Consider the following 21,296-nt stretch of genomic DNA (forward strand, 5'->3'; position numbering starts at 1 on the left):
GTTATCAGCAACGGTCGGGGAACAGCCAGCAGACATGCCGCCGTTCAGAATATCAGCATCTGATAATAACAATAAGGCTGAGGCTGATGGCATTTCTGAGTTTTCCCGCAAACGGTCATTCTTCAAGGAAGGTGTTAGGCAGCCTGGCCGGTTGGCTGCTGCCTCTGGCCGCCTGGTCGGACATGGGTAATCTGACAGAAGAAATTGTAGTGGTTGCGCCAACGCCGGTGGCTGGAGCCGGGGTACGGGAGGATCAGCTGGTCAGCCCGGTACAAGGTCTTGGCAGTGCCGACCTGGAGCGCACCCAGGCGCAAAGCATTACCGAACATATGCGTTATCAACTGGGCTCGGTAAGTATTAATGAAGCCGTCAGTAACCCGTATCAGCCGGATGTCCAGTATCGCGGTTTTACCGCGTCACCGCTGTTGGGTTTGCCTCAGGGGGTGTCTGTCTATCTCAATGGCGTGCGTTTTAATGAGCCTTTTGGGGATACGGTGAATTGGGATTTACTCCCGACCGATGCGGTCAACCACATGACTTTGTATTCCGGCTCTAATCCGCTGTTTGGTCAGAATACGCTGGGCGGCTCAATTGCGATGGCGGTGAAAAATGGTTTTAACAGCCAGGGTAATGAGCTGGAATTTGGGGCTGGTCAGTTTGGCTACCGGCAGGCTCAGTTCCAGAGCGGTGGCAATGGCCAGCTGGGTAATCAAGACGTTGGCTATTACGTATTACTCAATCGTGAAGAAGAAGATGGCTGGCGTGATGCCTCTGGCAGCGATATTCGCCAGGCCATGTCGGTACTGAGCTGGCGCTCGCTGAACAGCTCGTTGAATCTGACAGTCTTGCTGGATGACAACGAAATGATCGGTAATGGTGCTGTGCCCCAGGCATTGATGGATATCGAAGGCCGCAGCGCTATTTATACCAATCCGGATATCACTCGCAACCGACTGAATTATTTTGCCCTGGATGGTGATCACTGGTTCTCGGATACCTTGCAGCTGGCCGGTAATATTTATCTGCGCCGCAACCTCACCACCACGGTAAATGGTGACGACTCGGATTACGAAGAATGCTTGCTTAATGGTGCTGACACCCTGTGTGAAGAAGACGAAGCCGGTGGCGACGAAGAGCCAGTCACCTTTGTGGGTTACGATGACGATGACACGCTGGAAGCGATAGCCGCCGAGCTGGGGCTGGATATTGATGCCGACGACGTCGACGGTACTCTGAACACCTCCCGCACCGAACAAAGCAGTCAGGGCTTCAGTCTGCAGTTGGCGTCTTCTGTACCAGTCGCCGGGCGGGACAACCTGTTTACCACTGGTGTGACACTGGATCAGGCCGATATTCACTTTCGCTCACGTACCGGCTTTGCCATTCTCAATAACGATGAGCCGGGGGATGCCCGAGACGTCACAGCCATTGGCCTTTACGACAGTGAGTCTGAAGTCAGCCTGCAAACCGATACCCAGACCATGGGCGTGTTTTTTAGCAACACGTTGGCTGTGGATGATCAGCTCAGTGTGACGGTTGGCGCCCGATACAATCATGTCCATATCAAGATGCAGGATCAGTTGGAATCCGGGCCGGGATCGCTGGATGGCGACCACACCTTTGCCCGGCTTAATCCGATGCTGGGGCTGGCCTATGTGTTCGACAGTGGCCTGAATCTGTATGCCAGTTACAGTGAGGCGTCGCGAGCACCCAGTCCGGCAGAACTCAGCTGTGCAGACGAAAATGACCCTTGCAAGTTACCAAACGGTTTTGTGTCTGATCCTCCGCTTGAACAGGTGGTTACCCGTTCCGTGGAAGCGGGTCTGAAAGGCACAGCGACCGAACATATGCGTTGGACGGCGGGCCTGTTCCGCACTACCAGTCATGACGATATTCTGTTTCAGCAAGCCGGAGGCTTGCCGTCGGAAGGGTATTTTGCCAATGTGGGGAAAACCCGTCGCTTGGGGGCCGAGCTGGGCATGACAGGTCACTGGACAAGCGTTCGACTTGCTGTTTCTTATACCTGGATGCGGGCGACGTTTGAGACACCCTTTGTGTCATTCAGTCCCAATAATCCACGGGGTTCTGATCGTCAGGTGCAAGCCGGGGATCGTATTCCCGGCTTGCCGCAGCACAATCTCAAACTGGCTGCCGACTGGAACCTGTTGCCACAAGTGTCAGTGGGTGGCGATATTCAATATCGTAGCAGCCAGTACTTCCGTGGTGATGAGGCCAATGAAAATGAGCAATTGGCTGGTTATGCCCTGGTGAATGTCCGGGCCAGCTACGCGCCAACCGCCGCCATTGAAATCTATGGTCGCGTCGTTAATGTATTCGATCGCGAATACGAAACCTTTGGTGTTTATGGTGAAGCGGATGACGTGTTGGGTGAAGCCTACCCCGGCTTTGAAGAGGACAGCTTTGTTGGCCCCGGTGCACCACGAACCTTCAAGGCTGGCATCAAACTGGCGTTCTGATCGCAAGCCGACAGTGCAGGAATTGTGGTTACGGGAATTGTGGCTGCGGCGGCGATTGTGGCTGCGGCGAGTGCGGGGATGGTGTTGGCAACCAGGTAAGGATGCAATCGGAGTGGCTGTATGAATGTCATGACTCAAATCCTGCTGATGGTCAACAGCACCTTTGCATTGGCGTTGGTTGTCAGTCTGGCAACCTTGCTGGTGCAAGGGAGAGAGGATGTTCTACGCGAGCAACAGGCGATGAAACCGGTGGTTGAGGCATTGATCCAATCCGGCCAGGCACAGCAAATACTGGCGCTGGTGGGCAGTAGTCTGCGCCATGTGCAGGTTGCTGGAAATGCTGTCGAACGCCCGGCTGGAGATTCAGTCCCGGCCTGGTTTGAATCCTTGTTTGACCATCCCGGACGTGGCTATCAGCTAGCCCTGACCGACAGCAATGGCAAAAAAGTGGTGCTGATTTCCGATGATCGCGATGAAATTGAAGAGGTCTGGCATTCGTCCAGCTGGTTGTTCTGGTTGTTTTGTGGCTGTGCCCTGATTTCCAATCTGGCTATTTATCTGGGAGTGCGTGCAGGATTGCGGCCGTTGGCGGACGTTCTGGCAGCCTTTGATCAGGTACAGCAGGGGCATCTGCATGCCCGCTTGGGTCGTTACAGCCTGCGTGAAGCGAATGATCTGGCCTCGCATTTTAACGAAATGACCGAATCACTGGAGAGCGCCCGTAATGAAAACCGTTTTCTTACCCGCACGTTGATGGAAATTCAGGAGCAGGAACGTTCGGCGCTGGCGCGGGAATTACATGATGATCTTGGTCAGCAACTGACGGGTGTTCGGGTACATTCCTGTGTGCTGCCTTTTCAGCTGAATAAACCGGAACAGTTGCTGGAAACCAGTGAACGTATTCTGCTCGGGTGTGATGCCATTAATATGGGGTTTCGCCGCATCATCAATAATCTATATCCGGTGGTGCTGGAACGACTGGGCTTGCAAGCGGCGGTGGAAGAACTGTTGCGCAGTACCGGGCAAACTACCGGTCTTCAATGTGTCTTGTCTGGAGATCACTGGCCTGGCTGGAGCGAGGATGATGCGTCCCAGGTCTATCGGCTGGTGCAGGAAGCCGTGAATAATGCCGTTCGGCATGCGGAGGCTACAGAAGTCCGGATTTCTCTGACCACCGACGGTCAGCAACAAGTGACACTGCAGGTGCAAGATAATGGCAGTGCGTCGTCAGATGCCATTGCCGGGTTTGGCCTGCGTTCCATGGCTGAGCGAGCGCGGCTATTGGGCGGTACCTTGACGGTAGATTTTAGTCCGCAAGGGACACGGGTCACCGCCGAACTTCCTTACCCTGAAGGGGAAGAGTGATGGCACTGACGATTTTGCTGGCAGATGATCATGCCGTGGTACGACAGGGTTACGGTTCTCTGTTGGCGGCGATGATTGATGACGTGCAGCTGATTGAAGCCGGATCGGGAACGGATGCCGCCTTGCTGTTTTTCCAGCATGCTCCCGACATTCTGATACTTGATGTGAATATGGCTGATCTGTCGGGTATTGAAGTGTGTCGGCAGTTGATTGGTGTCAAGCCGGACGCCCGGATTCTGATGTTCAGCATGTACGAAGAAGCTACGGTTATTCGTGCGGCGCTGAACGCCGGGGCGTTGGGCTATTTGTCCAAATCGAGTCCACCGGCGGTAATGCTGAAGGCGGTGAATCGGGTCGTTGCTGGACAGTCGTTTCTAGAGTCGAGGTTTGAATCGTTGTTGGCCGTTGGCGACGTGCCCAAGGGCCGCCCGTTGACGGCAGCAGCCAGGTACGGCGCTACGGTCATCGATCCACTGGCGATTCTGGCAGCGCGAGAGCGCGAAATTGCCGAACGTCTGCTGGAAGGCAAAAGCAATCAGACCATCGCCGAGGAGCTGGGTATCCGTGCCAAAACCGTCGCCAATCGGGCCACGGTTATCCGGCAGAAATTTGGCGTCAGCAGTACAGCAGAACTGATGCGTAAGCTGTTGGGCTGACGGGCCGGACACTGGTTTGCCCGGATTTGTCTATCTGCCCGGTGTTATCTGCCCGGTGTTTCCCGGCGCTACTGGCCAGGCGCAGTCGTCATCATGAAGAGACGGATCCATCCTGATACAACATGGCCGCTGCCACATCATCCCGTATCGGCTTGCCGCATAACAATTCCACCAGCGTCAGCGCAAAAGGCAAGGCCGTTGCCGGGCCACGGCTGGTGATCAGATTGCCATCGACCACCACATCATCGGTGTTGTTGATGAGGGCACCAGATTGCACCAGCAAGGGGCCAAAGCCGGGGTAACCGGTCATGACTCGGCCTGCGGTTACACCGGCGGCACCCAATACCACTGCCGGAGCGGCACAGATGGCGGCGACCCATTTGCCGGCCCGGTCTTGCTGCTGTATTCGATGCAGTAGTCCCAGCGATGTCGCCAGGTTAGCGGCACCGGGCATACCACCAGGAACGGCGATCAGATCAAACGGGTGATTAATGGCCAGTTTGCCGAGCAGGCAGTCAGCCTCAATCACGGTCGAGCGAGCACAGCGGACGTTGCGCTCCGGGCCTGTGGAGGCCAGTGTGACGTTTATACCCGCCCGCCGCAGTACGTTAACCAGGGTGATGACTTCCAGTTCTTCGCTGCCATTGGCAATGGGAATCAGGGCATTCATGGCAGTGTTGTCCTCAACATTTGGGCGTAAAGCGCGCAGTGTGAGAGTTATGCCGCCAAATGTCATGGTTTGTTGTCGGAATTCGAGCGTTTTTTCTGCGCCGGGTTATTTTGCCACTTTGCGATAACGACGTTGATGCTTCTGCCTAGCATGGCTGTATTCACTGAATAATGAGGGATACATCATGAGCGAGACCTGTTGCGCATCCAATCCGACCACGGCATCTGCCACCATTACAACCCCGGTTCATCCACTGGATCCCCTGACATTGGAAGAACTGGCGCTGGCGGCGGCGATCCTGAAGGAAACGCAGCAGTTGGGTGATAGCTGTCGTTTTCCGTATCTGCAGTTGGAAGAACCGCCAAAAGCTGAAGTACTGGCTTTTAAAGCGGGTCAGCCATTTTCCCGCCGTGCCTTTGCCACCGTGCTGGATAAAAGTAACGGCGCTATGTTCGAAGCCATGATCGACCTGGTGGCGAAGGAGGTGACGGACTGGCAGCAGCTTGATCCTGACGTGACCGGACAAGCACCTATTATGGTGGAAGAGTTTTTTACCTGCGTCGATATCGTCCAGCATGACGCTGACTGGCGTGCTGCGGTCAAGCGTCGTGGATTGACCGATGCCGACATCGAAAACATCCAGATCGATCCCTGGTCGTTTGGCTACTTTGGTGATGATCCCAAGTACAAGGGCAAACGGCTGATGCGCGGCGTTGCTTTTTATCGCGATAAATTTACCGATAACGGCTATGCCCATCCGATTGAAGGGCTGGTGGCTATTATCGACCTGAACGAAGGCAAGGTTATCGAGCTGCTCGACGACGGTCGGGATACCCCAATTCCAAAAACCAAGCGTAACTACGATACCCCGTCGCTGGGGGAGCCACGTTCCGATGTTAAACCATTACACATTGTGCAGCCGGAAGGGGTGAGTTTCAGCGTCGACGGCTGGAAAGTCAGCTGGCAAAACTGGCAGTTCCGGGTTGGTTTTACACCGCGGGAAGGCTTGGTACTGAATCAGCTCGGCTACAACGACAAGGGCCAAGTCCGGCCAATTATCTATCGCGCCAGCGTCACCGATATGGCAGTGCCGTATTCGGATACGGCGCTGAACCATTACTGGAAATGCGCCTTTGATGGCGGTGAATATGGTCTCGGCCGTTTGGCTAATCAGCTGGAGTTAGGCTGCGATTGTCTCGGCGCGATTCATTATTTTGATATTCCGGCGGTGGATGACAAGGGCGAACCCTTCACCATGAAGAACGCCGTGTGTATGCACGAAGAAGATTACGGCACGCTGTGGAAGCACTACGAATTCCGTACGGACGTCTTTGAGGTACGCCGCTCCCGTCGTCTGGTGATCAGCTTTTTCTGTACCGTCGGCAACTATGATTATGGGTTTTACTGGTATCTGTATCAGGATGGCACCATTGAAATGGAGACCAAACTGACCGGTATTATCCAGACCGCCGGTATGGTGCCAGGTACCAAACCTGAGTGTGGTGGCGGTATTGTCACACCGGAAATATATGGCCCGTCGCACCAGCACTTCTTCAATGCCCGCTTGCATATGATGCTGGATGGCGAACAAAACTCGGTACTGGAAACCAACTTCAGTCCCAAACCAACCGGAGAAGGTAATCCCTGGGGGAATGCGTTTAATACCGAAGTCACCACGTTGGCCTCAGAGCAGCAAGCGGCTCGGGAAGCGAACGGCCAAAGCGGGCGTTTCTGGAAAGTCATCAACCCCAACAAAACCAACGCGGTTGGCAATCATCCCGGTTACAAGCTGATGGCAGAACACAATCCGGTGATGCTGGCGCAGGCCGATAGCTATATTGGCCAACGTGCCGGGTTTGCTGCCAATCATGTCTGGGTAACGCCTTATGATCCGGCTGAACGTTATGGCACGGGTAACTATCCGAATCAGAACAAGGGCGACGGTTTGCCGGTGTATACCCAGCAAGACCGGAATGTCGAAAATACCGATCTTGTGTTGTGGCACACCTATGGTCACACCCATATCTGCAAGCCGGAAGATTTCCCGGTGATGCCGGTGGAATACGTCGGCTTCAAACTCAAACCCAATAATTTCTTTGACGCCAATCCGGCCATGGATCTGCCCGCCGGTAAGGATCATCGCAGTGTGGGTGTGGGTGTGGGTGTGGGTGTGGGTGTGGGTGATGGTGTTAGTGATGAAAGCAGCGATTGCTGCGGTAGCTGAAAGAGTACGAGCACGTAGTGGATGTTGTTGACGTAGCACGTCGTTGAAAGCATCAGCTAACGGCCAGACGCCCGTTAGCTGATGCAGCAAGCCAAGTGGAGAAAGCCATGTTTGCACTGAACAGCCTGTTCTGGCTTGAAATCCTGTTGATTCTGCTGGTTGTCGCGTTTGTGGCTCGACGGTCTGGTAGCTGGAAACGGCCACTCTTCTGGTTGGCCGCATTGTTGTTTCTGGTGGCAATGAATCCCTGGCTGGATACGCTGGCGCGTCATTCAATCTGGCTGCACAGCTGGCAGAGTGTGGTTGTCCATCATCTGGTGCCGATACTCTGGTTGGCGGCTTTTATGGAGGCCAGTATCCCAGCGGGCAGCCATACCCGTGACAGTAACAGTCAGGAGGATGGGCAATGGCAGTCACTGCTGTTCTGGTTCGGATTGGGCATAGCCGGTGTCTTGGCCTGGGGCGGCATGCTGCCCGTTCTGCATCAACCCTTGATGGACAGCCCGTTGTTTTATGCCATGGGTAAATGGACGATGGCATTGGGTGGCTTGTGGCTGTGTTCAAGTCCACAGCGAGTGCAACAACATTCTCATACGGTCTGTCTGGTGATGCTGTTGCCGCTGGTAGGGCTGGGGCTGGCTATGTTGCTGAGTCCATTGCTGTACCGTATGACAACCGCAGTAACGGAATATCCGGGGGGAAGTCTTGTCGTGGAGCTGCTGCCGTTGTCGTTACCGAGCATCGTTGATCAGTGGTTGGGGGGTGTCATTTTGTTGAGCGGGGCGCTCAGTTACTGGTTGATGAACCGAATGCTGCAGCGTCCCAGCGTGCAGGCGTCGCCAGTTGAAGCTGCGGATGGGGTGCGTCAGAGCCTGCGTTGCCTGCGTCCTGATCGGGTATCACTCGGGGTTTCACCAAACAGACGACGATATTCCTGACCAAAATAACCGCCATGATAAAAACCGTAGTTGGCGGCGACTGAGCCAATCGGCAAGTCGCTGGACAACAGCTCCCGCCGGGCGGCGTTCAATTTGACGGCTCTCAGGTACTGTGCCGGAGAGCAACCTGCGACCCGTTCAAAACTGTAGTTAAGCGTTCGTCGAGGTACGTTCAGCGCTTTGCAGATATCCAGTACGCTGTCGTCTGCGCCCTGCTCCGACAACACATACTCATGACAGCTGCGTACCAGATAGTGGTGGTGGTTACCCAATGGCCGCATCGCGGGTTTGCTTTTTTGCGCTGGAGTAAACAGATCCAGCGTCATGTCGATCAACTGGTGCTGAATTGCTTGCTCCAGAGCCGCTCGCCGGATGGCTTTGCGCTCTTCAACCTGCATCAGTTCGGCGCTGTCTGGAAAAGCAAAATGGCAGTCGTCTGTGCCAGATTGCAGTTTGAGCAGCTGATTTAACAGCGTTTCTGCCTGGTTTTGTAATTCGGTCAGACGTTGGGTGTTGACCGGTACTTCGTAACTACGCTGGGCCGACAGCAGCTCGCTCATATCATCCTCGGTCAGCAACGTGCTCAGTTGCTGCTGATCGAGCGAGATGACGATGTAATCGGTATTGGCCGGGCCAACAAAAAAGAAATCATTCTGGTAGGGCAGCAAGGTAACGCCATGACTGGCGACGCAGCGTGCCTGATCCGAGGTTTTGTTACCATCGAGCGAGATTGGAATCAGCACGCTGATTTTCCCTTCCGGGGTACGAGTATGCTGGGCAACCGACAGGTTCATGGTCTCCCTGAACAGCCGTACAGACGGTAACTGAACATCTTGTAAACGACCGTGAAAATGCCCGGGTACAACCTGATCGTATTGTTGCGGCCAGGCTGAAAGCGAGTGGGCGAAGGAATTTACTTCGTCGCAGACGGTGTTTTCAATATGGAGCAGGGCGCTTGTCATGCAGAAGCCACACTGGTTGAGAGGTATCTGATCTGGGCAGCAAGAGCTGCGCCATAATTTACCATCACTTAATAACACCCGTCTGTCAGCAACAGAGGATGATTGCTGCCCTGAATCGGCGCTATCAGGCGAAGTAATCCGGGCTATGGGTCGCCTTTTCCGGCCTGTGGCGAAGATCGTCAGGGGAAACTGCGAGGCAGGGAGAGCGGAGTTCTCTCTGAGTCAGCATGCCAGTTGTCGTGGACAGGTATCTGGCGGCACTCTGCGGGCCTTCGTTTGCACTTTAATGTTACGGAAATATTATCTTGCACTGTCCGGGGGCGCTGTCAGGTTTACAGCTCGCAAGTGTGACGTTAGAGTACTCCGCCTGAATTTTGTGATTGCATGTGGCCTGTCGTAGGGGCCACCACTGACCAAGGAAATACTATGCCTGTTATTACCCTCCCCGATGGTTCTCAACGCTCGTTCGAGCAACCGGTAACCCTGATGCAAGTGGCCGAAGATATTGGCCCTGGCCTGGCAAAAGCTACCGTCTGTGGCCGTATCAACGGCACGTTGGTGGATGCCTGCGAACTGATTACCGACGATGCTGATATTACGTTGATTACCGGTCGGGATGCGGAAGGCCTGGAAGTGATCCGTCACTCCTTTGCCCACCTGGTTGGCCACGCGGTCAAGCAGTTGTACCCAACCGCCAAAATGGCTATCGGCCCGGTGATCGACAACGGTTTTTATTACGACATCGACTATGAGCGTCCATTTACACCGGAAGACGTTGCTGCCATCGAAAAGCGTATCAAGGAACTGGTCAAGCAAGATTATCCGGTGATCAAGGAAATAACGCCGATAGAACAGGCCCGTCAGGTGTTTGTGGATCGTGGCGAAGAGTACAAGGTTGAGCTTGTAGATGGCCTGATCGAAAAGGGCGAAACCGCTGTTGGTCTGTATCACCATGAAGAATATATCGACATGTGTATTGGCCCCCACGTGCCGAACACTCGTGTGATGCGTATTTTCAAGCTGCAGCGTGTTTCCGGTGCCTACTGGCGCGGTGACTCCAACAACAAGCAGTTACAGCGTATTTACGGCACCGCCTGGAACGACAAGAAAGAGATGAAAGAATATCTCACACGTCTGGAAGAAGCGGAAAAGCGTGATCACCGCAAACTGGCCAAGCAACTGGATTTGTTCCATCTGCAGGAAGAAGCGCCGGGCATGGTGTTCTGGCACCCGAATGGTTGGACCATTTACCAGGTACTGGAACAGTACATGCGCAAGGTGCAGAACGACGCTGGTTACCTTGAAATCAAGACGCCACAAGTGGTGGATCGTACCCTGTGGGAAAAATCCGGTCACTGGGAACATTACAAGGACGCCATGTTCACTACGGAGTCAGAGAAGCGCTCTTACGCCGTCAAGCCGATGAACTGCCCATGCCATATTCAGGTGTTTAACCAGGGTCTGAAGAGCTACCGCGACCTGCCACTGCGTCTGGCTGAGTTTGGTTCCTGTCACCGTAACGAACCTTCGGGTGCCTTGCACGGTATTATGCGTGTTCGCGGCTTTACTCAGGACGACGCACATATTTTTGTCACCGAAAGCCAGATTCGTCAGGAAGCGGCCGACTTCATCAAGTTGACACTGGATGTGTACAAGGACTTTGGTTTCGATGTTGTCGAAATGAAGCTGTCGACGCGCCCGGAAGGCCGTATCGGTGATGAAACCCTGTGGGATCAGGCTGAAGCCGCGCTGGAAGACGCACTGAACGAAGCCGGTCTGGATTGGGAACTGCAGCCAGGCGAAGGTGCCTTCTACGGCCCGAAAATCGAATTCTCGCTACGCGATTGCATTGGCCGGGTATGGCAGTGTGGCACCATTCAGCTCGACTTCATGTTGCCAGAGCGTCTGGGTGCACAATATGTGGACGAAGACAACGAGCGCAAAACCCCAGTGATGTTACACCGGGCCATTCTTGGCTCATTTGAACGTTTTGTCGGAATCCTGATTGAACATTACGCGGGCGCAATGCCGCCTTGGCTGGCACCGCAACAGGTGGCAGTCCTGAATATTACCGATAATCAGGGTGAATATTGTCAGAATTTGGCAAAAACACTCAAATCCAGGGGGTATCGGGCGAATGCGGACTTGAGAAACGAGAAGATCGGCTTTAAAATCCGTGAGCACACTTTGCACAAGGTACCTTACCTGCTTGTGGTAGGGGATAAAGAAGTTGAAGCAAACACCGTAGCTGTGCGCACTCGTAAGGGAGATGATCTAGGCGTAATGACTATTGACGCGTTCCAAGCCCTCCTCGATAGTGCTATTTCCCAGCGCGGGCGGTTTGGAATGGAGAACTGAATATCAGACGCGACAATAGAAGAGGCAGCCGCAACGACGATCGGGCTGCCGTTAACGATCAGATCCGTGCAACCGAAGTCCGGCTGATCGGCGCCGATGGAAATCAGGTCGGGGTAGTTAGCATCCAGGAAGCCCTGCAAATAGCGGAAGAATCCGAACTGGATCTGGTACAGATCTCAGACGGTGACCCGATTGTTTGTAAGGTTATGGACTTTGGCAAGAAGCTTTACGAAGAGAAAAAGCAGAAAGCCGAAGCCAAGAAAAAGCAGCACCAGGTTCAGATCAAGGAAATGAAATTCCGCCCTGGTACTGAAGAAGGGGATTACCAGATCAAACTGCGTAACCTCAAGCGCTTCCTGGAAGGCGGTGACAAGGCGAAAGTCTCCCTGCGCTTCCGTGGCCGTGAAATGGCCCACCAGAATATCGGTATGGAGCTGATGAGACGTGTCGAGGCTGATCTGGCTGAGATGGGTGTTGTTGAGCAACATCCCAAGATGGAAGGTCGCCAGATGGTGATGGTGATCGCACCAGGCAAGAAGAAGTAGTCCGGTTCTTCAAACGAAATCCAGAAACCCCGGCTAACGCAGGGGTTTCTGTTTTTCTGCCGACTACTGAACAGATCCCGTCCGTGCCTTGAGGCCAGAGCGGGTGTAACGGCAGGTGTAGTACAGGGTCTTAGTTTCTGTGCGCACCACTACTATTGGAGTACCCAAATGCCTAAAATCAAAACTAAGCGCGCAGCAGCCAAGCGTTTTAAAAAGACTGCCAACGGCTTCAAACACCGTAATGCGTTCCGCAGCCACATCCTGACCAAAAAAAGCACCAAGCGTAAGCGTCATCTGCGCGGCATGAACCAGGTTAATGCCTCAGATAAAAAGCTTGTTATCCGCATGTTGCCTAACCTTTAAGTCCAGGAGATAGAATATGGCTCGCGTAAAACGTGGTGTAGTCGCTCGTCGTCGTCACAAAAAAATTCTGAAGCTGGCTAAAGGTTATTATGGTGCACGTTCACGTGTATTCCGTGTTGCCAAGCAAGCCGTGATCAAAGCCGGTCAGTATGCATACCGTGACCGTCGTCAAAGGAAGCGTCAGTTCCGTCAACTGTGGATTGCCCGTATCAATGCGGGTGCCCGTCAAAACGGATTGTCTTACAGCAAATTCATCAATGGCCTGAAAAAAGCTTCTGTTGAAATTGACCGTAAGGTACTGGCGGATCTGGCAGTAAATGAGAAAGCAGCATTTGCGGCTCTGGTTGAAAAAGCCAAAGTCAGCCTGTAATTTCTCTGGCTTGCCTTGCCAACCGGATTTATCTGGTTGGCAACTGCAACGCCAAAATCAGCTTCTTGCGGTGAGATCTATCACTGTCTGAAGCAACGGAAATAGGGGATGAGCCAAGGCGATTCCCCTATTTTTTTGTCCAAATTCAAGACAACGATGGAATCAGCGATGGAAAACCTTGAGGCCCTGACTCAGCAAGCCCTGGCCGCTGTATCCGACGCGCAGGATGTGGCCGCGCTGGATCAGGTTCGAGTTCAGTTTCTGGGTAAAAAAGGGGAAATCACTTCCCTGATGAAAAATCTGGGTAATGTATCCCCGGAAGATCGTCCCAAAATCGGTGCAGTGATTAACGAAGCCAAGAACCAGGTTCAGGACGCCATCAACTGCCGCAAACAGGCGCTGGAATCGGCTGCGCTGGATGCCAGACTGGCATCTGAAACTATCGATATTACGCTGCCGGGCCGTGGCCTGCAGGAAGGCAGTCTGCACCCGGTAACCCGCACCATTGAACGCATTGAATCATTCTTTGCCGGTGCCGGCTTTCAGGTGATGGAAGGGCCGGAAATTGAAGATGAATTTCATAATTTCGAGGCATTGAATATACCGTCGCATCATCCGGCGCGGGCCATGCACGACACCTTTTATTTTGATGCCGGTCGTTTGCTGCGTACTCATACCTCACCGGTTCAGGTTCGTACCATGGAAGCCCAGCAGCCACCGTTGCGCATTATCTGTCCCGGTCGTGTTTACCGCTGCGATTACGATCAGACCCATTCCCCTATGTTTCATCAGATGGAAGGTTTGCTGGTTGATAAAGGCGTCAGCTTTGCTGATCTGAAAGGCATTCTGCAGGAATTTATGGCCGCCTTTTTTGAGAAGGATATCAAGGTGCGTTTGCGGCCATCGTATTTCCCGTTTACTGAGCCATCGGCAGAAATTGATATCGAGTGGGTAGTCGAAACTCCTAATGGCACTAAGCGCGGCTGGCTGGAAATTGGCGGCTGCGGCATGGTGCATCCGGAAGTATTCCGCCATGTGGGAATTGATCCGGAAGAATACACCGGTTTTGCCTTTGGGATGGGAATGGAACGCATGGCAATGTTGCGTTATGGCGTTAACGACCTGCGTTTATTCTTTGAAAACGACCTGCGCTTTTTACAGCAGTTCCGTTAATCGCTCATTACAGGATTTAGCTAAACATGAAATTCAGCGAACAATGGTTACGCGAATGGGTGCAGCCTGAGGTGAGCACCGAAGAACTGGCACATCAGGTAACGATGGCTGGTTTGGAAGTTGATGGTATTGAGGCCGTTGCGGGTGAATTTTCCGGCGTCGTGGTTGGAGAAGTCGTTAAGTGTGAACAGCATCCGGATGCCGATAAACTGAGTCTGTGCCAGGTGTCTGATGGTACGGATATTTTTCAGGTTGTGTGTGGCGCGGCTAATGTACGGGAAGGACTGAAGATTCCTTTCGCTAAAATTGGTGCTGTGCTTCCGGGAAATTTCAAAATCAAAAAAGCTAAGCTGCGCGGTGTTGAATCACTCGGTATGTTGTGTGCCGAAGCAGAATTGGGCATGGCAGAAAGCTCCGACGGATTGATGGAACTGGCTGCGGATGCGCCGGTTGGTGAAGATTTCCGTCAATATATGAACCTTGATGACAGCATCATTGAGGTTGACCTGACACCAAATCGTGCCGATTGTCTGAGTATGGCAGGTCTGGCCCGTGAAGTTGGCGTACTGAACAAAGCAGCAGTCACCAATCCTGTCGTTGAGCCTGTGGCTCCGGTGATTGATGATAAAGCCAGTATTGATGTTCAGGCTTCTGCTGCCTGTCCGCGCTATCTCGGCCGTATTGTTAAAGGTGTGAACCTGACGGCGGCAACCCCGTTATGGATGGTGGAAAAATTACGCCGTGGCGGTATCCGCTCTATTGACCCTGTGGTTGATGTGACGAATTTTGTACTGCTTGAACTGGGTCAGCCAATGCATGCATTTGATCTGGCCAAGATTGACGGTGGCATCCGTGTGCGGATGGCAGAGCAGGGTGAAAAGCTGACGTTGCTGGATGGTCAGGAAGTTGAACTGAAAGACGATACTCTGCTGATCGCAGACCACTCAAAACCACTGGCTATCGCCGGTATTATGGGAGGCGAGCATTCCGGGGTGTCGGAGACGACGCAGGATCTGTTACTGGAAGCAGCCTTTTTCAGCCCGCTGTCGATTGCCGGACGTGCCCGTCATTACGGCTTGCATACGGATTCCTCACACCGCTTTGAGCGTGGAGTGGATTACAATCTGGCAGCTAAGGCTATGGAACGTGCCAGTGGACTGTTAGTGAATATCTGTGGCGGTCAGGTTGGCCCGATAGTGGAAGTTGTCAGTGAGCAGAATCTTCCGGATATTGCTCATATTCATCTGCGCCGGAAGCGTATTGAGCTTGTTCTTGGTATCGCACTGGCGGACGACGAAGTTGAAGATATTCTGACCCGTTTAGGCATGGTTCTTACCTCTGTGGAAGATGGCTGGCAGGTCACCGCACCGGGTTATCGTTTTGATATCGCCATTGAACCGGATCTGATTGAAGAGCTGGCGCGCATTTATGGCTATGAAAACTTGCCTGTGAGCTTGCCAAAGGCTGCTTCGCCGCTGGCCCGTGTTCCTGAAAATCGCCTGGCGATCGGGGATCTGCGTCGCCATCTGGTGGCCCGTGGCTATCAGGAAGCGATCACCTACAGCTTTGTTGAGCCTCAGTTACAAAAAACCATGGACCCGGATCATACGCCGATTGCGCTGCTGAATCCGATCTCCAGCGACATGTCGGTGATGCGTACTGATCTTCTGGCCGGACTGGTTCAGGCGGTGAGTTACAACCTCAAACGTCAGCAGTCACGGGTGCGTTTATTTGAAACCGGGTTACGCTTTGTGCCGCAAGGTGACAGGCTGGAGCAGATTCCGACCTTAGCCTTTGCTGCGACAGGTACACGCTTATCTCAGTCCTGGGGTGATGCTGATGCTGAGATTGATTTCTTTGATGTCAAAGGAGATGTGGAATCTCTGTTAGCCCGTACCGGCCAACGTGATTCCTACCGCTTTGTTACGGTTAAGCATCCGGCATTGCATCCGGGCCAGAGCGCAGCCATCGAAAAATGCAGCGAAAACGGCCAATGGCAAGCGGTAGGTATTATGGGTGCACTGCATCCAAGCCTGCAGAAACCGCTGGGTATCCGGCAGCCTTTGTATCTGGTTCAACTGGATCTGAATACTGTGCGTGAAACCGCTATTCCAGGCTTTGCCGAGCTGTCAAAATTTCCGGAGATGCGTCGGGATCTGGCGCTGGTTGTGGCTAAGGATGTGGCGGTTGATGACGTACTGGAACAGATATGCAGTCATGCCGGGAAATACCTCACAAAGTTCAACCTGTTTGACGTTTATGAGGGCAAAGGCATTGATCCAGATAGAAAAAGTCTTGCCCTGGGCTTGACCTGGCAACATCCTTCGCGCACTCTTACTGACCAAGAAGTGAACGATTCGGTTGATGCCGTCTTGTCACAATTGGAGCAAACACTTGGAGCAACGCTGAGGGGTTAGCATGGCTGCCTTGACCAAAGCCGAACTGGCAGAAAAACTGTTCGAGGAACTTGGTCTTAACAAGCGTGAGGCGAAGGACATGGTTGATCTGTTTTTTGATGAGATCCGTGACAGCCTGCGCCGAAACGAGCAGGTCAAGTTATCCGGTTTCGGTAACTTCGACCTGCGCGACAAGAGCCAGCGCCCTGGGCGTAATCCAAAAACCGGCGAGGAGATTCCCATCTCTGCTCGCCGCGTTGTTACCTTCAAACCCGGCCAGAAACTGAAGGTTCGAGTAGAAGCTTATGCTGGAACCCAGCCACAATAATGAACTGCCGCCAATCCCTGCAAAGCGTTACTTTGCGATTGGAGAAGTCAGTGATCTTTGCGATGTCAAACCCCATGTGTTGCGCTACTGGGAACAGGAGTTCCCACAGCTCAGCCCGGTAAAACGTCGTGGCAATCGCCGTTATTATCAACGCCAGGACGTGATTCTGGTGCGCGAGATTCGTGCATTGCTATATGGCGAAGGTTACACCATTCAGGGCGCTCGCCAGCGGCTGGAAGATGGTGATAACCAGAATGCGGCGGCGATGGATCAGGCACTGATCAAATCCATGATTGCCGATCTTAAAGAAGTAGAGTCCTTGCTGGCCGAACGGTAAAAAAACTTCCATCTATCAACTACTTGAGTATAATGCGTGACTTCTGGAACAGCCTCTGTTTCAGAGTGTCGGGGCGTAGCGCAGCCTGGTAGCGCACTTGCATGGGGTGCAAGGGGTCGAGTGTTCGAATCACTCCGTCCCGACCAAATTTCTCCTTACTTCTCAATAAGTTATAAAATCGGCCCCATCCGGTTTTAGCCCTCGCCTAATTTAAACCTAATATCTCGCCTAATATACAGTTGTACATCCGTACAGTTTTCTATCGTGTGGCCTTCGTTTGAGCTGGCTTGTGATCATAGATGGCCTGCATTTTTTGGTCTTATGGCGACTGGTTTTGTGTTCGTGATCTGTCACCTAACATCCGCCATTGCGGCGAACCGTCAGGTTTGGTCTGGGTAAATCAATCCGCTATCGGTCATGTCATTCCTGCCACAGATGCCTATTTTTAGGTCTTGCACCTGACAACCCGCCGGTCAGAACTATCCTTGTAAGAAGCTTTTTACATAACTGGCAGGAATTATAATATGTGGTTTTCGCGCTCATCTATTGCCCGGTCGGCGGTTACTGATCCTGCCTTGCATCACAACGAAGCGATCGTGGCAGCCATGAATAACTCCATGGCAGTGATCGAATTCAATATGGATGGTGCCATCATTGATGCCAACAGCAATTTCCTGGAAGTTACCGGTTACCAATTGGATGAAATTATCGGTAAGCACCATCGGATTTTTTGTGAGGACAGCTTTGCCAATTCCACTGAGTACCGTCAATTCTGGAGTGACCTGGCAGGTGGAGAATTCAAGCGGGGTTCTTTTCGGCGCAAGGATCGTGATGGCAACAAAATCTGGCTGCAAGCCAGCTACAATCCGGTGCGGGACGCAATGGGTAAGGTCACCAGTGTTATCAAAATCGCGTCGGATATTACCGATAAAATAAATGACTACAACGACATGGAAAGCCGACTTACCGCATTAAGTCGCTCGGCTGCGGTCATTGAGTTCAACCCGGATGGTACGATTATAAAGGCTAATGATAATTTCCTGAAAACCATGGGTTATCGGTTGGAGGATATTAAGGGTAAGCATCATCGTATGTTTTGCAGTAATGACTACGCCAACAGTCACGAATATCAGAGCATGTGGCGCGATCTTAATGGCGGAAAATATCTGCGCGGTCAGTTTTTGCGGCGTAATAGTAACGGGGATAACGTTTGGCTGGAGGCGTCTTACAATCCCGTATTTGATCTTGATAAAAAACTCTACAAGATCATTAAGATTGCTACGGATATTACTTCCAATGTGGAACAAAATCGTGAGGAAGCGAACAGCGCTTTACGCGCCTATGACATCGCTGCGGAAACAGAACAAACCGCTATTTCCGGTACCGAAATCATCCAGAATGCCGCTACAGAAATGCAACGTATTGCTGAAACCGTCAGCAGCTCTGCCGACACCATTTCAAAGCTGGGTCGTCAGTCTGAACAGATTACCACCATCGTCAACACCATTCGCGGCATCGCCGACCAGACCAACTTGCTGGCATTAAATGCCGCCATTGAAGCGGCACGGGCTGGAGATCAGGGTCGGGGATTTGCGGTTGTTGCCGATGAAGTCCGTTCGCTGGCAGGGCGCACTGCCCAGTCTACTCAGGAGATTTCCGCCATGATCGAAAAAATACAAAGTGGTACGGATGATTCCATTCAGCGTATGAGCCTCTGTCAGGAGCAGGCGCAGCGCGGGGTTGATCTGGCTCTGCAAGCCGGGAACGTGATTGTGCGCATTCGTGATGGTTCACGTGAAGCGGTCAAGGCGGTCAGCGTGTTTGCGGATGCCTTGCGTGGCAAGGGCTGATGACTCGTTGTATTTTATCCTCGTCACTATCTTGATCTAATCGCCGATCACCTGGCTCGGCCTGTTGATGACCGAGCACCGCTTTCAAGCGTACTTTTATGTATTCATTTCCTGGCGGGATTTCTGCTCCCCGCTGGTTGCCCCCCTCGATGGACTCTCCGCCAACAACCTCCGATTTCCAGCACAGGCGTGATTCGATAAAGCATATAAGCGTTTTTACGAAGCGTGCTGTAGTGGGTGTTTGAGCGGCTCATGTTTATGCCAAATAAAGAATAAACAAGCAATCGTAATAGCTATTATTGATAGGAATATAAATTTTAACCTGAGTGAAATGTAAATAACACGAATCTTTCATCTTGCACCTTCACAGTGCACCTCCCGGTCAATTTCTGGAAACTTGTGTGGTGCTTTGTCACGCAACGTCAAAATATTCGTCTGTTGACGACCGGTGGGCAACGGGCGCAGCAGGGCTTTTATTGTGGTAAACAAGGTGTTGGGTACATGGCAGCAACAACTGCAGCGTCTGCTATGGGGTGCGCTGGCGGCTGGGTCTTGGTCGGCCCATGCCGAGACCATGTATAACCACGAAGCCGTTATCCCGCCGCAGTGCTATACCCAAACGGCTGGCAAATATAATCCCTGCTACATCTGTCACCAGAGCCATCCGCAAGGAACGCGCATCAACTATATGGATGATGCCGATATTCAGGGTGATTACAGCTTTTCTGTCATTGGTGCAACCAACCACTGGGAAAACCTGTTCCAGCCCCGGCTGGCAGAAATAGCCAGCGTTACGGATGACAGCATTCTTGAATATGTGCGTCAGGACAATTACAGCGCGCTGATGAACACCGCTGTTGCGGGCTATACGCCGGATCTTACGGGTCTTGCTGATCCCGGTGTCGCCTTCGATGATCAGGGCTTTGCCCGCGATGGTTCAGGTTGGGTGGCGTTCAACTATAAACCCTTGCCCAGTACCTTCTGGCCGACCAACGGCAATTTTGATGATGTGATTATTCGTCTGCCACTGGCGTTCCGGCAGGACACCGGGGGAAATGAAAATCGTGCACTTTATCTGCTGAATTTGTCCTTGGTGGAAATGGCGATCAAGGATCTTGATAGCATCTCCATTCCGGTCACGAATGAATCCCTGATTGGCCTTGATCTTGATGGTGACAACTTATTGGGCACTGCAGTGCGGATGCTCCGACGTGATCAGTATCTGGGAGCTGCTGCCGATAAGATCGTCGAACGTCAGCAGTACCCTGTTGGTACCGAGTTTATCCATACCGTTCGTTATCTCGATGTCAGCGGCGACGGTTCGATAGCGCCATCACGTCGCTTGAAAGAACTGCGCTATAGCCGCAAATATCGCACGCTTTCGGAAGTGGCCTTGCGTTATGTCTTCAACCAGGAGCAGCGCGAAAAGGCGGAAGAAAAACTGCCGCATTATTCCTGGGCAAAACCTGCTCCCCAGGCGGGTATGAATAACAAGCTGGGGTGGCAGATTCAGGGCTGGATCGAAGACGAGTCGGGTGATCTCAGACTGCAGAACTACGAAGAAAACTTTTTCTGTATGGGCTGCCATACCACGATTGGCACCCATATCGACAGCACGCTGGCCTTTCCACGCAAAGTCACCGGTGCCGCAGGTTGGGGTTATATCAACCTCAAGGGCATGGAAGACGCCCCCAACTATGGTGAGAAAATCGGTGAAATTGCGACCTACCTGGAACGTGTGGGCGGGGGCGACGAGTTTCGCCAGAACGGTGAGATGACCCAACGCTGGTTTAACGGCGATGGCTCCGTTAACTCAAGGGCGGTTGGCCAGGCCGACGTCTATACGCTGTTAATCCCTTCTACCGAACGTGCGCTGGCCCTCAACAAGGCTTATCAGCGCACCGTATCAGAACAATCCTTTTATCTGGGCAGAGACGCTGTGTTGGGAGAGCCGGTCAACGTCTTTGCGACGGTTGATCAGGATCGTGTACCCGTGCTGCCAGCCAATCGCCAGTACCACTACGACCTGAGGTTGCAATGGCCTGACCTCAGTCCGGTTATTTCAGACCCGGACTCCGCCGTCGTAGAGGAACCCGTGATTACGCCACCAGGTACCTGGCAACCCACACCCGACAGTGAAGAAAACGAAAACGCAGCAAATGTCAGCGAGACCTCCGGGGATCGCAAGGGCGGGGCGTTTTCTTTTGCTGTCTTGCTGGTGTTTCTGGCTCTGGCTGCAACGCTCAAGCGTCGTGTCAGCCAAGTTGCCCGCAGTTGAGCCGCG

The 21,296-nt window shown here is 52.9% G+C and carries 17 protein-coding genes and 1 tRNA gene; 16 read left to right on the forward strand and 2 right to left on the reverse strand.

The window, feature by feature from the left end:
* Positions 1 to 86 precede the first annotated feature (86 nt).
* The 3 genes from SOJ49_RS07735 to SOJ49_RS07745 all read left to right on the forward strand — a co-directional run bounded on the left by SOJ49_RS07735 (position 87) and on the right by SOJ49_RS07745 (position 4,498).
* On the forward strand, positions 87 to 2,477 hold the full coding sequence (locus tag SOJ49_RS07735) for a TonB-dependent receptor (protein WP_369857655.1): 2,391 nt from the start codon (positions 87 to 89) through the stop codon (positions 2,475 to 2,477).
* A gap of 120 nt (positions 2,478 to 2,597) precedes the next feature.
* Positions 2,598 to 3,842 carry an ATP-binding protein gene (locus SOJ49_RS07740; RefSeq protein ID WP_369857656.1) on the forward strand — a complete coding sequence of 415 codons (1,245 nt, stop codon included), beginning with the start codon at positions 2,598 to 2,600 and terminating at the stop codon, positions 3,840 to 3,842.
* Positions 3,842 to 4,498: a response regulator gene (locus SOJ49_RS07745; protein WP_369857657.1), complete on the forward strand. Its 657-nt coding sequence runs from the start codon at positions 3,842 to 3,844 to the stop codon at positions 4,496 to 4,498. Before SOJ49_RS07740 ends, SOJ49_RS07745 begins: the two co-directional genes overlap by 1 nt.
* Before the next feature lie 91 nt (positions 4,499 to 4,589).
* Here SOJ49_RS07745 and SOJ49_RS07750 read toward each other — a convergent pair whose 3' ends face one another.
* The gene (locus tag SOJ49_RS07750; protein ID WP_369857658.1) at positions 4,590 to 5,168 is read right to left on the reverse strand and encodes a DJ-1 family glyoxalase III; all 579 of its coding nucleotides are present in this window, start codon (positions 5,166 to 5,168) and stop codon (positions 4,590 to 4,592) included.
* Positions 5,169 to 5,352: 184 nt separating this feature from the next.
* Here SOJ49_RS07750 and SOJ49_RS07755 point away from each other — a divergent pair, with 184 nt between their 5' ends.
* Positions 5,353 to 7,392: a primary-amine oxidase gene (locus tag SOJ49_RS07755; RefSeq protein WP_369857659.1), complete on the forward strand. Its 2,040-nt coding sequence runs from the start codon at positions 5,353 to 5,355 to the stop codon at positions 7,390 to 7,392.
* Positions 7,393 to 7,499: 107 nt separating this feature from the next.
* Positions 7,500 to 8,330, forward strand: a complete 831-nt coding sequence (locus SOJ49_RS07760) for a hypothetical protein (RefSeq protein WP_369857660.1) — start codon at positions 7,500 to 7,502, stop codon at positions 8,328 to 8,330.
* Here the strand turns inward: SOJ49_RS07760 and SOJ49_RS07765 are convergent.
* Positions 8,258 to 9,292 carry a helix-turn-helix domain-containing protein gene (locus tag SOJ49_RS07765; RefSeq protein WP_369857661.1) on the reverse strand — a complete coding sequence of 345 codons (1,035 nt, stop codon included), beginning with the start codon at positions 9,290 to 9,292 and terminating at the stop codon, positions 8,258 to 8,260. The genes SOJ49_RS07760 and SOJ49_RS07765 overlap by 73 nt on opposite strands.
* A gap of 426 nt (positions 9,293 to 9,718) precedes the next feature.
* Here SOJ49_RS07765 and thrS point away from each other — a divergent pair, with 426 nt between their 5' ends.
* The 11 genes from thrS (at position 9,719) to SOJ49_RS07820 (ending at position 21,290) form a co-directional block, all read left to right on the forward strand.
* Entirely contained in the window at positions 9,719 to 11,650 is a 1,932-nt protein-coding gene (gene thrS / locus SOJ49_RS07770) for a threonine--tRNA ligase (protein WP_369857662.1), read from the forward strand.
* Positions 11,651 to 11,652: 2 nt separating this feature from the next.
* Positions 11,653 to 12,195 (forward strand): translation initiation factor IF-3, encoded by a 543-nt coding sequence (gene infC / locus SOJ49_RS07775; protein WP_369858050.1) that lies wholly within the window; start codon positions 11,653 to 11,655, stop codon positions 12,193 to 12,195.
* 168 nt (positions 12,196 to 12,363) lie between these two features.
* The gene (rpmI, locus tag SOJ49_RS07780) at positions 12,364 to 12,558 is read left to right on the forward strand and encodes a 50S ribosomal protein L35 (protein ID WP_303433719.1); all 195 of its coding nucleotides are present in this window, start codon (positions 12,364 to 12,366) and stop codon (positions 12,556 to 12,558) included.
* 16 nt (positions 12,559 to 12,574) lie between these two features.
* The gene (gene rplT / locus SOJ49_RS07785; RefSeq protein ID WP_303433717.1) at positions 12,575 to 12,928 is read left to right on the forward strand and encodes a 50S ribosomal protein L20; all 354 of its coding nucleotides are present in this window, start codon (positions 12,575 to 12,577) and stop codon (positions 12,926 to 12,928) included.
* Between the two features lie 168 nt (positions 12,929 to 13,096).
* Positions 13,097 to 14,101, forward strand: coding sequence for a phenylalanine--tRNA ligase subunit alpha (pheS, locus tag SOJ49_RS07790; RefSeq protein ID WP_369858051.1), 1,005 nt, complete (start codon positions 13,097 to 13,099; stop codon positions 14,099 to 14,101).
* 26 nt (positions 14,102 to 14,127) lie between these two features.
* Complete coding sequence (gene pheT / locus SOJ49_RS07795) at positions 14,128 to 16,518, forward strand: phenylalanine--tRNA ligase subunit beta (protein ID WP_369857663.1); 2,391 nt, start codon at positions 14,128 to 14,130, stop codon at positions 16,516 to 16,518.
* Position 16,519: 1 nt separating this feature from the next.
* The gene (ihfA, locus tag SOJ49_RS07800; RefSeq protein ID WP_369857664.1) at positions 16,520 to 16,825 is read left to right on the forward strand and encodes an integration host factor subunit alpha; all 306 of its coding nucleotides are present in this window, start codon (positions 16,520 to 16,522) and stop codon (positions 16,823 to 16,825) included.
* Positions 16,803 to 17,162, forward strand: coding sequence for a MerR family transcriptional regulator (locus SOJ49_RS07805; protein ID WP_369857665.1), 360 nt, complete (start codon positions 16,803 to 16,805; stop codon positions 17,160 to 17,162). Before ihfA ends, SOJ49_RS07805 begins: the two co-directional genes overlap by 23 nt.
* Before the next feature lie 69 nt (positions 17,163 to 17,231).
* Positions 17,232 to 17,308 (forward strand) — tRNA-Pro (locus tag SOJ49_RS07810).
* A gap of 378 nt (positions 17,309 to 17,686) precedes the next feature.
* Complete coding sequence (locus tag SOJ49_RS07815) at positions 17,687 to 19,012, forward strand: methyl-accepting chemotaxis protein (protein WP_369857666.1); 1,326 nt, start codon at positions 17,687 to 17,689, stop codon at positions 19,010 to 19,012.
* A gap of 490 nt (positions 19,013 to 19,502) precedes the next feature.
* Positions 19,503 to 21,290, forward strand: a complete 1,788-nt coding sequence (locus SOJ49_RS07820) for a hypothetical protein (protein ID WP_369857667.1) — start codon at positions 19,503 to 19,505, stop codon at positions 21,288 to 21,290.
* Positions 21,291 to 21,296: the final 6 nt, after the last annotated feature.

It is taken from the genome of Candidatus Thalassolituus haligoni (assembly GCF_041222825.1).
Taxonomy (GTDB): domain Bacteria; phylum Pseudomonadota; class Gammaproteobacteria; order Pseudomonadales; family Oceanobacteraceae; genus Oceanobacter; species Oceanobacter antarcticus.

Excerpts from the sequence above, each read along its gene's own strand:
- SOJ49_RS07735 (WP_369857655.1), top strand. The coding sequence starts at position 87 with ATGGCATTTCTGAGTTTTCCCGCAAACGGTCATTCTTCAAGGAAGGTG.
- SOJ49_RS07740 (WP_369857656.1), top strand. The coding sequence starts at position 2,598 with ATGAATGTCATGACTCAAATCCTGCTGATGGTCAACAGCACCTTTGCA.
- SOJ49_RS07745 (WP_369857657.1), top strand. The coding sequence starts at position 3,842 with ATGGCACTGACGATTTTGCTGGCAGATGATCATGCCGTGGTACGACAG.
- SOJ49_RS07750 (WP_369857658.1), bottom strand. The coding sequence starts at position 5,168 with ATGAATGCCCTGATTCCCATTGCCAATGGCAGCGAAGAACTGGAAGTC.
- SOJ49_RS07755 (WP_369857659.1), top strand. The coding sequence starts at position 5,353 with ATGAGCGAGACCTGTTGCGCATCCAATCCGACCACGGCATCTGCCACC.
- SOJ49_RS07760 (WP_369857660.1), top strand. The coding sequence starts at position 7,500 with ATGTTTGCACTGAACAGCCTGTTCTGGCTTGAAATCCTGTTGATTCTG.
- SOJ49_RS07765 (WP_369857661.1), bottom strand. The coding sequence starts at position 9,292 with ATGACAAGCGCCCTGCTCCATATTGAAAACACCGTCTGCGACGAAGTA.
- thrS (WP_369857662.1), top strand. The coding sequence starts at position 9,719 with ATGCCTGTTATTACCCTCCCCGATGGTTCTCAACGCTCGTTCGAGCAA.
- rpmI (WP_303433719.1), top strand. The coding sequence starts at position 12,364 with ATGCCTAAAATCAAAACTAAGCGCGCAGCAGCCAAGCGTTTTAAAAAG.
- rplT (WP_303433717.1), top strand. The coding sequence starts at position 12,575 with ATGGCTCGCGTAAAACGTGGTGTAGTCGCTCGTCGTCGTCACAAAAAA.
- pheS (WP_369858051.1), top strand. The coding sequence starts at position 13,097 with ATGGAAAACCTTGAGGCCCTGACTCAGCAAGCCCTGGCCGCTGTATCC.
- pheT (WP_369857663.1), top strand. The coding sequence starts at position 14,128 with ATGAAATTCAGCGAACAATGGTTACGCGAATGGGTGCAGCCTGAGGTG.
- ihfA (WP_369857664.1), top strand. The coding sequence starts at position 16,520 with ATGGCTGCCTTGACCAAAGCCGAACTGGCAGAAAAACTGTTCGAGGAA.
- SOJ49_RS07805 (WP_369857665.1), top strand. The coding sequence starts at position 16,803 with ATGCTGGAACCCAGCCACAATAATGAACTGCCGCCAATCCCTGCAAAG.
- SOJ49_RS07815 (WP_369857666.1), top strand. The coding sequence starts at position 17,687 with ATGTGGTTTTCGCGCTCATCTATTGCCCGGTCGGCGGTTACTGATCCT.